Origin of the sequence: Thalassobaculum salexigens DSM 19539, from assembly GCF_000423805.1 — a bacterium.
In the GTDB taxonomy this organism is placed as follows: Bacteria; Pseudomonadota; Alphaproteobacteria; order Thalassobaculales; family Thalassobaculaceae; genus Thalassobaculum; species Thalassobaculum litoreum.
Map to the genome: position 1 here is coordinate 531,546 of NZ_KE384095.1, position 13,983 is coordinate 545,528.

The following is a 13,983-nucleotide window of genomic DNA, read 5'->3' on the forward strand; positions in this document are numbered from 1 at the left end:
GACAGCGCGGCGACGATCCGTCTGAAAATCCTCTTTTTATATAGGGTCTTGCCCTATTTCGACCCGCTCCCGACACCGGCACGGAACGCCTCCACATCGGCCTGCATGCCGGCGCGGATCAGGTAGGCGTCGGCCAGGCCGGCGACGAAGGAGTACCCCTCCGCCACCAGGTCGGTCAGGCTGTGGCCGGGGCGCGGGATGGTGCCCATCGGCTTGCCCGCCTTGCGGATGGCGGCCTCTGCGGCATTGATCTGCGCCGTCACCTTCGTCTCGCCCGGCTGCTCCAGCAGGCCGAGGGAGCCGGACAGGTCGGCGACGCCGATGAAGACCAGATCGACGCCGTCCACCGCGGCGATCGCTTCGGCCTCCGCCACGGCGGTGTGGGACTCGAGCTGAACGCAGATCAGCAGGTTCTCGTTCGCCCGCTTGGCGTAGTCCGGGGCGGCACCGTAGCCGGAGGCGCGCACGGTCGGCGCCGAATAGCCGCGACGGCCCTGGGGCGGGTAGCGGCAGGCGTCGACGATCGCCTGGGCCTCTTCCGCGCTCTCGACCATCGGGATCATCAGCGCCTCGGCGCCGGCGTCGAGCACCCGCTTCATGTAGTCGCCGTCGGAGCCCGGGCAGCGCACCATGCAGGTGGCGTTGCCGGCCTGGGCGGCGCGCATCATGTGCACCGTCGTATCGAGCGAGGCGAAGCCGTGCTCGTTGTCCAGGATCAGGCAGTCGTAGCCGACCAGGCTGGCGATCTCGGCGATCGACGGCTCCGACATCTGCAGCCACACGCCCAGGGTCGGCTCACCACGGGCAATCTTCGCCTTCAAGGCATTGTCACGGAACATGCGGTCTCTTCCTCCCATGGATCCTTGTTCGCGGGGATCCTGGGCGCAGCGAAGCACGCGCGCGACCGCCCCGCAACGCAGAGAATGGCGAATTCCGCTATTCGGTCGCGGGGCGGAAACCGTCACAGGATCCGGCTATACAGGGGCCATGCGCATCCTGACCTGGAACACCTGGAAGAACAGCCCGCCCTATCGTGCCCGTCTCGCGGTTCTGGCCCGGGCGGCGGCCGAGGTCCGTCCGGACATCGTCCTGCTGCAGGAGGCGTTCATCGGCGGCGGGCAGGACACCGCCGCCTTTCTCGCGGAGGCGTTGGGCCTGCGATGCCTCGCCGCTCCGGCGCGGGCCAAGCCGAGGCCGCAGGAGGACGGCTCCATGGCGGACAGCACCAACGGGCTGGCGATCCTGACGCGGCGAGAGGCGTCGGAGCATCGGGTGATCGCCCTGCCACCCCATCCCGACGACCCGGACCGCATCGCCCAGGTGGCGCGGATCGACGGCATGACGGTCGTCAACCTGCACCTGACCCATCTGGCCGACGGAGACGCGCTGCGCCGGAACCAGGTCCTTCACCTGCTGCGCCATCTGGACCCGGAGGCGCCGACGGTCCTGGGCGGCGACCTGAACGCCGGGCCGGGCGATCCCGCGCCGGAGGCGCTCGACGAGGCCGGTTTCCGGGATCTGGCGGCGGATCGGCCGGAGCCCACCGTGCCGGGTCGTCGCATCGATTTCCTGATGACCCGGGCCCTGCCCCTCGCGGGCGTGGCGACGCGGCTGGTCGGCGCGCTGCCGATCGGCGGCGTCGCCGGCAGCGACCATGCCGGGGTCCTGGCGGTGGTGGAGCCGGGCCGGGAATCGACCGTCACGGTTGCATGAGATCCGGGGATTGCGCTTGACCCGGCGGTCGCCCGCTTCTAGAGGCGGGGTCCGGTGCGCCGCCCGCGCGCCCATGGAGCAGCGCATGGTCTCCCCCGACCCCATCCTGTCAGCAAGCCGGGCGCCCAGCGCCTATGCGACGGAAGTCCGCGCCACACTGGCCCTGGGCATCCCGATCGCCGCGACCCAGCTCGCCCAGATGATGCTGCAGACGACCGACGTGCTGATGACGGGCCATCTCGGGCCCGAGGCATTGGCCGCCGCGCAACTCGGCCACAATCTCTACTTTCCGGTCTTCGTCACGATCCTGGGGACGCTGTTCGCCAGTTCGGCCATGTTCGCCCAGGAACTCGGCGGCCGGCGCTACAAGGGCGTGCGCCGGACCTTCCGGCAGGCGATGTGGCTGATTCTGGCGGTGACGCCGCTCGCCTGGCTGTATTTCGGCCATGCGGAGCAGATGCTGCTGGCCATGGGCCAGGACCCGGTGCTGGCGGCGCGCGCCCAGACCTATTGCGACGGGGTGATGTGGGGCCTGCCGTTCATGGCCGGCTTCGCCCTGCTGCGGAACTTCATCGCCGCCCATGGCCGCCCGCGCCCGGCCATGTGGCTGCTCGCCGTCGGCATTCCGGTGAACGCGGCCGCCGATTACGCGCTGATGTTCGGCGGATTCGGCCTGCCGCGTCTGGAGCTCTACGGCCTCGGCATCGCCACCTCGCTGGTCCAGGGGGCGATGTTCTTCGTGCTGCTGGCCTATATCCTGCGCGACCGCCGGTACCGCCGGTACATGCTGCTGGTGCGGTTCTGGCGGTCGGACTGGCCGCGGTTCCGCGAGCTGTGGGTTCTCGGCCTGCCGATCGGCCTGACCAAGCTGGCCGAGGCCGGGCTCTTCGCCGCCACCGGGTTCCTGATCGGGCTGATCGGCGTGGCCGAGCTTGCGGGCCATGCCGTCGCCCTGCAGTTCGCCGCCATCGCCTTCATGATCCCCTTCGGCGTCGCCCAGGCGGCCACGGTGCGGGTCGGGCTGGCGGTCGGCCGCCGCGATCCCGACGGCGCGGTGCTGGCCGGCCGGGTGGCGACCCTGGTTGGCGTGCTGGTGATGGTGCCCTCGGCCCTGATCTACGTGTTCTGCGGCGAGCCGCTGGTGTCGCTGTTCCTCGACACCGGCGATCCGGCGGAATACGCCGCGGTCGGCCATGCGGTGACCTATCTGGCGATCGCCGGGCTGTTCCAGTTCGCCGATGGTGGCCAGTCGGTGGCGGCGGGCGCGCTGCGCGGCTTCAAGGACACCCGGGTGCCGATGATCATCGCCCTGATCGGCTACTGGCCGGTCGGGATCGGCGCGGCCGTGCTGTTCGCCTTTCCCATGGGATTTGGCGGCGAGGGCGTGTGGGCCGGACTGGCGCTCGGCCTGTTCGTGGTCTGGGTGATGCTGGCGCTGCGGCTGCGCCGGGTGGCGGGACGGCAGAGTCCCACGGCCGTCCCGGCCGCCGTCAGTGGCTGATCTTCTCGATCCGCCAGCGGGAATGGGCGTCGTCGACGCTCTCCCAGGCCTTCTGCGACCAGACCGACTTGGCCTCCTCGTAGTCGTCGAACGGGCCGAACTTCTGCTCCGGCGAGCCGTCGGCGGTTTCGGTGAAGTCGGTCGATTTGTAGACCCCGCCGACCACCCAGAACTCGGTCGCCTCCTCGTTCAGGATGCGGTAGCGCACATGGGCGTCGTCCACATGCTGCCAGGCGAGCTTGCCCCAGACCGACTTGGCGGTCTCGTAGTCGTCGAACGGGCCAATCTTCTTCTCGGCGTCGCCGCCGACGATGTTGGTGAAGCTGGTGTCGGTGTATTCGCCGCCGATAACCCAATAGACCATGGCACCCTCCGCCGTGAGTTCCGCCCCCTATACCGAAGCCGGCGGCGGGCTTCAATCGTGCGGTCCGTCGCGGGTCGCGGTCCTGCGGCGCCCGCGGCCATCGCAGCATCGGACGACGCCCCCATCTATGCAGTGGGATAAACCGGCCGACCTGAGTAGATTGCGCCCGCGATGACCGAGCCACTTGTCACAGATCCCGCTCCTTCCGACGCCGCGCCCGTCGCGTTCGGACGCCTGCGCCGCGGGCTGATCCTGGCGACGACGGTGCTCGGCTCCAGCCTCGCCTTCATCGACGGCTCGGTGGTGAATGTGGCGCTGGCCGACATGCAGCGCGATCTGGGGGCGACGGTCGGCGACCTGCAATGGATCGCCAACAGCTACATGCTGACCCTGGCCGCCCTGCTGCTGCTCGGCGGCGCCTTCGGCGACCGGATCGGCCGGCGGCGGATCTTCATTCTGGGCCTGGTGATCTTCGCCGTCACCAGCATCGCCTGCGCGATGGCCGAGAACGCGCCGGTGCTGATCGTCGCCCGGGCGTTCCAGGGGGTGGGGGCGGCCCTGCTGGTGCCCAACAGCCTGGCGATCCTTTCGGCCTCCTACCCGCGGGACAAGCGCGGTCGGGCGATCGGCGCCTGGTCGGCCTTCGCCGCGGTCACCTCCGCCGGTGGGCCGGTGCTGGGCGGCTGGCTCGTGGACAGCTTCGGCTGGGCCTCGGTGTTCTGGATCAACCCGCCGATCTGCGCCCTGGCCCTGGTGCTCGCGCTGGTGTCGGTGGAGGAGAACCGCAATCCGCAGGCCCGCGGCGACCCGGACTGGCTCGGCGGCCTGCTGGTGATGGCCGGACTGGGGCTGGTGTCCTACGCGTTGATCCAGGCCGGGGAGGCGACCTTCGATTCCCGGATCGGCATCGCCGCCGGCCTGCTCGGCATCCTGGCCCTGGTCCTGTTCGTGCGGGTCGAGTCGCGGTGCGCAATGCCGCTGATGCCGCTGCACCTGTTCGCCGACCGGGAGTTCGCCGCCGCCAACGTGCTGACCCTCCTGCTCTACGGCGCGTTGGGTGCGGCGGTGTTCCTGTTCCCCTTCGGCCTGATCCGGCTCTACGGCTATACCGCGACCCAGTCCGGGGCGGCGTTCCTGCCGTTCGCGCTGGTGCTGTTCCTGCTGGCCCGCTGGGGCGGGACGCTGATCGACCGTTACGGCGCGCGGCTGCCGCTGGTCGGCGGCACGCTGATCACGGCGGTCGGCCTCGGCATGCTGGCGATCCCGACCACGGGCACGCCCTACTGGTCGACCTTCCTGCCGGGGGTGATCGTGCTGGGGATCGGCATGGCGGTGTCGATCCCGCCGCTGACCACCGGCGTGATGAACGCGGTGGACGACCGGCATGCCGGCATCGCGTCGGCGGTCAACAACGCCGCCAGCCGGGTCGCCTTTCTCATCGCGGTGGCGGCGATCGGGCCGCTGCTGCTGATCGCCTTCAACTGGCTACAGGCGCCGCTGATGGCCGAGATCGAAATGCCGGAGCCGGTGCGCGAGGCGATCCGCCGCGATCCGGGCAGCCTGGCCAGTCTGACCGCGCCGGAGGGGTCGGGCGCGGCGGGGCCGCTGATCGTCTCCGCCGCCCGCCACGCGCTGATCGACGCCTTCCGCATCGCCATCGTCGGCCTGGCGATCCTGGCGACGGTGTCGGGGTTGGTGGCGGCGGTGATGTATCCCAAGAGACCCCGTCGCAAGGGGTAAGCGACCCTCGCGTTTCCTGCCTCTCGTCCTTCCCGGCCTCGTGCCGGGGGGTGGGAGAGGCGTCAGCGGAGCGGCGCCGTCACCCCACCACGTTGTTCTCCGGCCCCACCGGGAAGCCGGTGATGTTCTCCGCCCCGTCCTCGGTGATGATCAGGATGTCGTGCTCGCGGTAGCCGCCGGCCCCGGGCTGGCCCTCGGGGATGGTGATCATCGGCTCCATCGACACCACCATGCCCGGCTCCAGCACCGTCTCCACGTCCTCGCGCAGCTCCAGCCCGGCCTCGCGTCCGTAATAGTGCGACAGCACGCCGAAGGAATGGCCGTAGCCGAAGGTCCGGTTCTTCAGCACCCCGTGGCGGCTGTAGATCCCGTTCAGCGCCTCGGCGATTTCGCAGCAGCGGTTGCCCGGACGCATCAGGTCCAGCCCGGCGTGATAGACCTCCAGATTGATGTCCCAGTAGCGCCGGTGGGCGTCGGACACGCTCTTGCAGAACAGCGTGCGCTCCAGCGCGGTGTAGTAGCCGGCGATCATCGGGAAGCAGTTCAGCGACAGGATGTCCCCGGCCTCGATCCGCCGGGAGGTGACCGGGTTGTGGGCGCCGTCGGTGTTGATGCCGGACTGGAACCAGGTCCAGGTGTCCATCAGCTCCGCGTGGGGCATGGACCGGGCGATCTCGCGCACCATCGCCTGGGTGGAATGCAGGGCGACCTCGTGCTCCGGCACGCCGATGCCGACGGCCTCCGCGCAGGCGGCGCCGCCGATATCGGCGATCCGAGCCCCCTCGCGGATCAGGGCGATCTCCTCGGCCGACTTGGTCATGCGCTGGCGCATCGAGGCGGCGGCGATATCGGCGAACTCGGCCTGCGGAAACGCCTCCCCCAGCAGGCGACGGGTGTCGAGATCGACATGGTCGTACTCGATGCCGATGCGCTTGGCGCCCGGCAGCAGGGTCTGCAGCGCGTGGAACCAGTTGTCCCGGCGCCAGTCGGTATAGACCAGGTTCTGCCCCGCCGTGCGCCGCCAGGGCTGGCCGGCGTCGATATTGGCGCTGACCGTGGTCACCGCGTCCGGCGTGACGACGCAGGCGTAGCGCCGCCCGAACCGGGTGTAGAGGAAGTCGGTGTAGTAGTTGATCCCGTGATAGGAGGTCAGGATCGCTGCATCGAGCCCCAGCGCGTCCAGGATGGCCCGCAGACCGGCCTGCCGGCGCTCCATTTCCGCCGGTGAGAAGGTGCCCTGAACCTGTCGCCCATTCTCAATCCGCTTCAGGCGCTCCATATCCAAGCCCATCGACCCCTCCTCGGGTAAAAGCCGTCGGATGGTTGCGCCATCCCTCTCAGCCCTCTAATTGGTCGGACGACAAGACGCCAGTCCGAATAGGAAGCCTCCATGACCGATCTTTCGCCGCATGATCTGCTCGCCGATCTCCTGGCCCGGGCGAAGCGGGCCGGCGCGGACGCCGCCGACGCCATCCTGGCCCAGGGCGTGTCGCAGTCGGTGTCCCAGCGCCTCGGCAAGCCGGAGGCGGTGGAGCGTTCGGAGGGCAAGGATCTCGGCCTGCGGGTCTTCGTCGGTCGGCGTCAGGCGGTGGTCTCCACCACCGACTTCAAGGGCGACGCCCTGGACGACATGATCGAGCGTGCCATCGCCATGGCCAAGGTGGCGCCGGAGGACCCCTATGCCGGACTCGCCGAGCCGTCCCAGATCGCCCAGGACTGGCCGCGGATCGAGATGTTCGACCCGACCGAGCCGAGTGCCGACACCCTGGTCGAGCGCGCCCGGGCGGCCGAGGACGCCGCCCGTGCCGTCGCCGGCGTCACCAATTCCGAAGGGGCCGAGGCCGGCTACGGGGTGACCGACGTCACCTTGGCCGCCACGAACGGCTTCACCGGCGCCTACAAGCGCTCCAGCTATTCTCTGGGGGTCTCGGTGATCGCCGGCACCGGCCAGAAGATGGAGCGCGACCACGACTACAGCGCCAAGGTCTTCGATGCCGATCTGGAGGATCCGGCGGAGGTCGGCCGCCGGGCCGGCGAGCGCGCCGTGCGCCGGCTGAACCCGCGCCGGCCGAAGACCTGCCGCGTGCCGGTGGTGATGGAGCCGCGGGCGGCCCGCTCGATGCTGGGCTACCTCGCCTCGGCGATCAGCGGGTCGGCGATCGCCCGGGGCACCAGCTTCCTGAAGGACTCCATGGACGCCCAGCTGTTCCGCCCGGAGATCCAGATCCATGACGATCCGCACCGGCCGCGCGGCTTCCGGTCCAAGCCGTTCGACGCCGAGGGACTGGCCACCCGGCCGCGCGCGGTGATCGACGGCGGCCGCCTGACGAGCTGGACGCTCGATCTCGCCACCGCCCGTCAGCTCGGCCTGGAGAGCACGGCCAGCGCGGCGCGCGGCACCGGCGGCACGCCCGGGCCGAGCGTCAGCAACTTCTACATGGCCGCCGGCTCGGTCTCGCCCCAGGAGCTGATCAAGGACATCGAGAGCGGGTTCTTCGTAACCGAGATGATGGGCACCAGCGTCAACCTGGTCACCGGCGACTACAGCCGGGGGGCCGCCGGCTACTGGATCGAGAACGGCGAGATCACCTTCCCGGTCTCCGAGATGACCATCGGCGGGCATCTTAAGGAGATGTTCGCCTCCCTCGTGGCCGCCGACGACCTGGAGCTCAAATACGGCATGGATAGCCCGACCCTGCGGATCGAGGGCCTGCTGGTAGGCGGCGAGGGCTGATCGGCCGCTCTCAATGCGGCTCTCATCGGCGCTCTCGTTAATGTGACACTTTATCTCTGGCAACCGCCCGACCCGCTTCCCATATGCGGCTTCGGGCGGAGGGACCGGCCGAGTGCCGGAGCCTAGAGGAAGTCACATGAGCTATCTGCCCGCCTTTCTGCGTGTTTCCGTCATCACCGGCGTTGCCGCCATCGGCGCGGTCGTCGTCGCCTGCGGCGCGGGCGTGCCCGCCAGCGGCGCCGCCTCCCACGGGCCGGCACCGGTGTTCGAGCGCGACGGCATCGCCCTCGGCGGCTACGATCCCGTGTCCTATTTCTTCGAACCCGAGCCCGTACCGGGATCCGCCGCCCATCAGGTGACCTGGCGCGGCACGGTCTGGCACTTCACCTCGGCGGAGAACGCCCAGCGCTTCCGCGTCGACCCGGAGCAGTTCGCACCGCAATACGGGGGCTACAGCCTCTACGGCATGTCCCGGGGCAAGGCCTATTCCGCCGACCCGACGGTCTTCGACATCATCGACGGCAAGCTCTACCTGTCGCGCAACGACGCGGTGCGTGAGATCTGGCAGCGCAACCCGTCGGGCTATATCGCGACCGCCGACCGGAAGTGGCGGCAGGCCGACTGGTCGGAGGCCCCGAACCGGCTTACCCACTGACCGGCGGGATCGGTCAGACGGGCGTGCGCGGCATCAGGATCCGCACCGTTTCGTCGGCGACGCCGATGGTGAGCGGGAGCTGGGTGATGATGTCGCCGTCGCCCTGAACCGGACCGTCCCGGTCGTCGGCGATGTGGATCTCGCGCCCCGGGATCACCCGATAGGTGTTCAGCCGGTCCAGGAACCCGCCGAACAGCGCCAGCATGTAGTAGACCGCCTGCCACCGGCCCGGCTTCTGGAACAGGCAGACATGCAGTCCGGGCTCGGTGATGCGGGCGTTCTCGGCGCAGACGAAGCGGCCACCGTAATAATGCCCGTTGGCGACGACCACGCCGGCCGCGCGATGCTCGACGCCGTCGACCGTGACCCGAAAATGGTGATCCCGGTAAGCGGTCCAGCGCTTCAGGGTGGCGAGCGCATAGGCCAGCTTGCCGGTTCGGCGTTTGAGCTTCCTGTCGACGCTGGCCACCACCTCCGCGTCCAGCCCGACGCCGGTCATCAGGGTGAAGTAGCGTCCGTTCGCCGTGCCCAGGTGGATCGGCGTCGGCACGCCGGTGAAGATGGTGTCGACGACCGTCGCCGTATCGGTCGCCAGGCCGATCTCCGCCGCGAGCACGTTGGCGGTGCCGATCGGCAGCAGCGCCAGGGGCGTGTCGCCGCCGGCCAGGCCGTTCACCACCTCGTTGATGGTGCCGTCACCGCCGGCGCAGATGATCACGTCGGGCCCGCTGCCCAGGAACCGGGCGGCGTGCGCGGTCTGCTCGGCGTCGCCGGCGAAGGAGGTTCGGTGGATCTCCACCTCGACCCCGGCGCCGGTCAGCTGCGCCACCGTCTCCTCCAGCCGCGCCACCTTGCGGCCGCCGCCGGCATTCCGGTTGAAGATGATCAGCGCCCGCCGCACCTGCCGCACCGCGGGATCGCCCGACGGCCCGGGCTCGGCCGTCGCCGTGGTGACCGCCGTGGCTGCCGGAGCGGTCGCGGAATCGGTGCGCTTGTCCATGTATCCTCTCGACCGGGTCCGGTCAGGCGAATGAAAACTCAACGGAACTTGGTGTTGTTAAGGTTTTGTGACGAACGAACGCAAGCGTTGATCTGCAACGGCGAAGAAGAAACGGCGGGAAAATTGTAATCGATATTTCACTTTACTACATATTGAGTGTCACTAATCCGCGTTATCAACTTGTAGGAATTTAGGTCTTCGGCGTGGCAGTGGCGGGGGTACGGTATGAACGCGGAACGGGGCGTCACCCGATACCGGGCGATCTGGATCTCCGATATCCACCTGGGCACGCGGGGCTGTCAGGCAGAATACCTGCTCGACTTCCTGAAGCATACCGATTCCGAGTACCTGTACCTGGTCGGCGACATCCTCGACATCTGGCGGATGAAGCGGAGCTGGGGCTGGCGGCAGGCCCATAACGACGTGGTGCAGAAGCTGCTGCGCAAGGCGCGCAAGGGCACCAAGGTGATCTTCATTCCCGGCAATCACGACGACCTGTTCCGGGAATACCTGAACGCCGATTTCGGCCAGATCGAGATCCGGCCCGAGCACATCCACGTCACCAAGACCGGCAAGCGTTTCCTGGTGATCCACGGCGACGAGTTCGACGTGGTGGTGACCTATGCGAAGTGGCTGGCGGTGCTGGGGGACTGGTCCTACGCCACCCTGCTGTCGCTCAACGTCGCCTTCAACGAGATCCGCCGGCGCTTCGGCTATCCCTACTGGTCGCTCTCCGCCTATCTGAAGCAGAAGGCCAAGCGGGCGGTGGAGTTCATCGGGGCGTTCGAGGACGCCCTGGCCGACGAGGCCCGCAAGCGCGGCGTCGACGGCGTGGTCTGCGGCCACATCCACAAGGCCGAGATGCGGATGATCGGCGACATCCTGTACTGCAACGACGGGGATTGGGTGGAGAGCTGCACCGCCCTGGTCGAGCATATGGACGGCCAGATGGAGATCCTGCACTGGGCGGAGATCCGCCAGCTCTCCATGGCGGCCTGAGGCGCCCGGCATGAGCCCGGCCCGCGCGCTCACGGCGTCCCTGCCCGCGGGGTCCCTGCCCGCGGGGTCCCTGCCCGCAGCGTCCCTGCCGGCAGCCTCCCTGTCCACGGCCTCCCCCGGGTCCGGCGAGGCGCTGCATGTGGCGGTGGTGTCGGACGCCTGGTATCCGCAGGTCAACGGCGTGGTCCGCACCCTGGCGACCACGGCCGAGCAGCTCAACCGCATGGGCCACCGGGTGACCTTCGTGACCCCGGACAGGTTCCGCACCGTGCCCTGTCCCACCTATCCGGAGATCCGGCTGGCGCTGTTCCCCGACCGCCGGGTCACCGAACTGCTGGACGCGGCCCATCCCTGCGCCATCCACATCGCCACCGAAGGGCCGCTCGGCTATGCCGCCCGGCGTTACTGCCTGGCGCGCGGCCTGCCCTTCACCACGGCCTATCACACCAAGTTCCCGGAATACCTGCAGGCCCGGGCGGGCATCCCGCTGTCCTGGACCTACCGGATGATGCGCCGCTTCCACGCGCCGTCCAGCGGCGTGATGGTGGCGACCGCGTCGCTGCGCCGGGAGCTGGAGGCCCAGGGCTTTCCCAACCTGCGCGACTGGACGCGGGGGGTGGATGTTGGCCTGTTCCATCCCCGCCCGTCGATCCTCGACCTACCGCGGCCGATCCTGATGTATGTGGGCCGGGTGGCGGTGGAGAAGAATATCGGCGCCTTCCTGGCACTCGACCATCCCGGGACCAAGGTCGTCGTCGGCGACGGCCCGCAGCGCACGGAGCTCATGCGCCAGCACGGCGACGTGGTCTTCGTCGGCGCGAAATCCGGTGAGGAGCTCGCCGCCCATTATGCCTCGGCCGACGTCTTCGTCTTCCCGAGCCGCACCGACACCTTCGGCCTGGTGCTGATCGAGGCGCTGGCCAGCGGCGTGCCGGTGGCGGCCTATCCGGTGCCGGGCCCGCTCGACGTGATCGCCGACAGCGGCGCGGGCGTGCTGGACGAGGATCTGGGTCGTGCCGTGGCCGGGGCGCTGAGGATCGACCGGGAGGTGGCACGGGCGCGGGGTCTGCACTTCACCTGGGCGCGCTGTGCCGAGATGTTCGTCGACAACCTGCAGCCGTTCGACGGGGCAGTCGGGCAGCGTCAGGCGGCGTAACTCTTAGGCGGCGCTCAATCCCGCAGGAAGAAGTCGATCGTCGAGACCACGCGCACCCGCTTCTCAATGGCGCCGTCGGCGTTGTAGTCGCTCCAGCCTTCCAGCGGACCGATGGTGAAGACCCCCTGATTCGCCTGGCGGATGACGCCGACGGTGCTGCCGCTGTCCTCGGCGAAGCGCTGGGCGCCCTCGCGGGCCGCCCTGGTGGCCTCGGCGATCATGTCCGGCTTGATCTCGTTCAGGCCGGTGAAGACGTAGCTCGGACCGCCGGTCTCGGCGAAGACCACGCCCATCTTGACCAGCTCGCCGATCCGCGAGGAGGCGGTGTCGACCAGCGCCACGTTGCCGGTCCGCACGGTGACGGTCTGGGCGAGGATGTAGCGGCCCTTCTCGATGCCCTCGGGCCGGTAGGCCTGGGCCAGCAGGTCCTGCACCTCCACCCGGCCGCGCAGGATGCTCTCCTGCGGCACGCCCTCGCCCACCAGGAAGACCACCAGGGCGTCGACATCCTGCTCCAGCCGCGACTGGGTGGCGCCCAGGTCGTCGCCGGTCTCGGTGATGCGCACGGGCCAGACCGCGAGGTCCGCGACGACCTCGCGCTCGGCCACGCCCTTGACCGTCACGTAGCGGTCGGTGGCGCGGCCGTCGCGGAACCCGTCGCCGACGAACTTGCCGGCCACGGCGACGCCCACGGCGACGACGACGGAGCAGAGGAGAAGGGCGGCGATACGCAACTGATCCGGCATGGTCTCACTTCCTCGCAGGCTGCCGTTTGGTCCGTGCCGATATCATGGGCCCGCAATCGTGACAGGTGTTGGACGTGACTGCGGCAGAACCGGACGGCGCCCGGCATGGTGCCCGATTCCGGTTCGTCCTGTCCCGCTCTACATTGTCTCGAAGTGTGTCACCGGCGACCCTCGCCGTCTCAGATCGCTGCCCGGCGGCCGCGTCGCCGGTGCGACGGGGCTCAGTGCTTGGCCTGGGCGTCGAAGGCGGCCTTCTGCTCCGCGCTGGCTTCGGCCTGGTGCTTCGCCTTCCACTCCGGGTAGGGCATGCCGTAGACGATCTCGCGGGCCTGCTCATAGTCCAGGTCGAGACCATGGTCCTCGGCCGCGGCCCGGTACCACTTGGACAGGCAGTTACGGCAGAAGCCCGCCAGGTTCATCAGGTCGATATTCTGCACGTCGGTGCGCTCGCGCAGATGCTCCACCAGGGTGCGGAAGGCGGCGGCCTCCAGCTCGGTGCGGGTGGTGGCGTCGATCTTCGGTTGGTCGGCCATGGTCGATCCTCCGGGCTGCGGTTGTCGGTTGTTGCACAGAATATCGGTCCCGCAGCCGGGCGATGCTACCCCTTGCCGCCGGTGCGCAGAAGTTCCGCCAGCGCATCGCCGAATCGGTCGGCCCAGAGCGCGCCGCCCGCCGGCTCGGCGATCAGGTCCTGGCGGAATTCCAGGCAGAGATTCTTCAAGCCGCGCCGTTCGGCATGGACCGGGATCGAATAGCCCTCGGGCGTGGCCCCGGAATAGGGCTGGTTGTCGCCGACGCAGGCATCCGGAAACAGGCTGCGGAAGATCCGCATCGCCAGGGCGGAGGTGGCTGCGTCCTCGTCCCACAGGAAGCCGATCTCCCAGGGCCGGTCCGCCGGCGCGCTGACCAGGGTCGGGGTGAAGCTGTGCAGGGCGACGAAGAGCGGCCGATCGCCCGCCGCCATCCGCCGGTCGAGCAGGTCGGCGACGGCGCCGTGATAGGGATGGAACAGGGCGTCGTAGCGGGCCTGCTTGTCCGCGTCCTGCAGGTCCTGGTTTGCCGGGATGGGTGTGCCGTCGGAGATCTCGGGAATGGAGGCCGGGGAATACGGCACCCGGTTCACGTCGCAGACCAGCCGCGAATAGCCGCTGACCACCAGGGGGGCCGCGAACCGCTCGGCCAGGCGGCGGGCGACCCGGTCGATGCCGATGTCGTAGCCGATATGCCGCCCCAGTTCCCCCTCGGGCAGGCCGAGCCCTTCCAGCGCGGCCGGGACCGCGTTGGCGTTGTGGTCGGAGACGAAGACCACCGGCGCGGCGGCATCGGGATTCACGACCTCGAAGGGCGGCGGATCGGACTCGGTGAGCAGGGTCAT

14 protein-coding genes are annotated in these 13,983 nt (G+C 69.3%); 7 read left to right on the forward strand and 7 right to left on the reverse strand.

Going from position 1 to position 13,983, the window contains the following annotated elements:
* Positions 1–53: 53 nt before the first annotated feature.
* The gene (locus G578_RS0122905; RefSeq protein ID WP_028796216.1) at positions 54–839 is read right to left on the reverse strand and encodes an HpcH/HpaI aldolase family protein; all 786 of its coding nucleotides are present in this window, start codon (positions 837–839) and stop codon (positions 54–56) included.
* Between the two features lie 148 nt (positions 840–987).
* Between G578_RS0122905 and G578_RS0122910 the strand changes: the two genes are divergently transcribed.
* On the forward strand, positions 988–1,713 hold the full coding sequence (locus tag G578_RS0122910) for an endonuclease/exonuclease/phosphatase family protein (RefSeq protein ID WP_028796217.1): 726 nt from the start codon (positions 988–990) through the stop codon (positions 1,711–1,713).
* Positions 1,714–1,798: 85 nt separating this feature from the next.
* Positions 1,799–3,214, forward strand: coding sequence for an MATE family efflux transporter (locus tag G578_RS27830; RefSeq protein ID WP_051245189.1), 1,416 nt, complete (start codon positions 1,799–1,801; stop codon positions 3,212–3,214).
* On the opposite strand, the gene G578_RS0122920 is transcribed toward G578_RS27830, so the two are convergent.
* Complete coding sequence (locus G578_RS0122920; protein ID WP_028796218.1) at positions 3,204–3,578, reverse strand: DUF4170 domain-containing protein; 375 nt, start codon at positions 3,576–3,578, stop codon at positions 3,204–3,206. The genes G578_RS27830 and G578_RS0122920 overlap by 11 nt on opposite strands.
* Before the next feature lie 171 nt (positions 3,579–3,749).
* Here G578_RS0122920 and G578_RS27835 point away from each other — a divergent pair, with 171 nt between their 5' ends.
* A complete protein-coding gene (locus G578_RS27835; RefSeq protein ID WP_084619135.1) occupies positions 3,750–5,318 on the forward strand; it encodes an MFS transporter in 1,569 nt (522 codons plus the stop codon).
* 79 nt (positions 5,319–5,397) lie between these two features.
* Here the strand turns inward: G578_RS27835 and G578_RS0122930 are convergent, their stop codons facing one another.
* Positions 5,398–6,609: an aminopeptidase P family protein gene (locus G578_RS0122930; RefSeq protein ID WP_093150272.1), complete on the reverse strand. Its 1,212-nt coding sequence runs from the start codon at positions 6,607–6,609 to the stop codon at positions 5,398–5,400.
* A 99-nt stretch (positions 6,610–6,708) separates the two neighbouring features.
* Here G578_RS0122930 and G578_RS0122935 point away from each other — a divergent pair, with 99 nt between their 5' ends.
* Positions 6,709–8,052, forward strand: coding sequence for a TldD/PmbA family protein (locus tag G578_RS0122935; RefSeq protein WP_028796220.1), 1,344 nt, complete (start codon positions 6,709–6,711; stop codon positions 8,050–8,052).
* 136 nt (positions 8,053–8,188) lie between these two features.
* A complete protein-coding gene (locus tag G578_RS27840; protein ID WP_051245190.1) occupies positions 8,189–8,707 on the forward strand; it encodes a YHS domain-containing (seleno)protein in 519 nt (172 codons plus the stop codon).
* 13 nt (positions 8,708–8,720) lie between these two features.
* On the opposite strand, the gene G578_RS27845 is transcribed toward G578_RS27840, so the two are convergent.
* Entirely contained in the window at positions 8,721–9,707 is a 987-nt protein-coding gene (locus G578_RS27845; RefSeq protein ID WP_051245191.1) for a diacylglycerol/lipid kinase family protein, read from the reverse strand.
* A gap of 225 nt (positions 9,708–9,932) precedes the next feature.
* On the opposite strand from G578_RS27845, the gene G578_RS0122950 reads away from it, so the two are divergent.
* Complete coding sequence (locus tag G578_RS0122950) at positions 9,933–10,706, forward strand: UDP-2,3-diacylglucosamine diphosphatase (protein WP_028796221.1); 774 nt, start codon at positions 9,933–9,935, stop codon at positions 10,704–10,706.
* A 133-nt stretch (positions 10,707–10,839) separates the two neighbouring features.
* Complete coding sequence (locus G578_RS0122955) at positions 10,840–11,862, forward strand: glycosyltransferase family 4 protein (RefSeq protein WP_028796222.1); 1,023 nt, start codon at positions 10,840–10,842, stop codon at positions 11,860–11,862.
* 14 nt (positions 11,863–11,876) lie between these two features.
* Here G578_RS0122955 and G578_RS0122960 read toward each other — a convergent pair whose 3' ends face one another.
* The 3 genes from G578_RS0122960 to G578_RS27850 form a co-directional block, all read right to left on the reverse strand.
* Positions 11,877–12,608: an SIMPL domain-containing protein gene (locus tag G578_RS0122960; protein WP_051245192.1), complete on the reverse strand. Its 732-nt coding sequence runs from the start codon at positions 12,606–12,608 to the stop codon at positions 11,877–11,879.
* A 221-nt stretch (positions 12,609–12,829) separates the two neighbouring features.
* Positions 12,830–13,141 (reverse strand): DUF1244 domain-containing protein, encoded by a 312-nt coding sequence (locus G578_RS0122965; RefSeq protein WP_038015732.1) that lies wholly within the window; start codon positions 13,139–13,141, stop codon positions 12,830–12,832.
* Positions 13,142–13,206: 65 nt separating this feature from the next.
* Positions 13,207–13,983, reverse strand: a complete 777-nt coding sequence (locus G578_RS27850; protein ID WP_211228996.1) for an N-formylglutamate amidohydrolase — start codon at positions 13,981–13,983, stop codon at positions 13,207–13,209.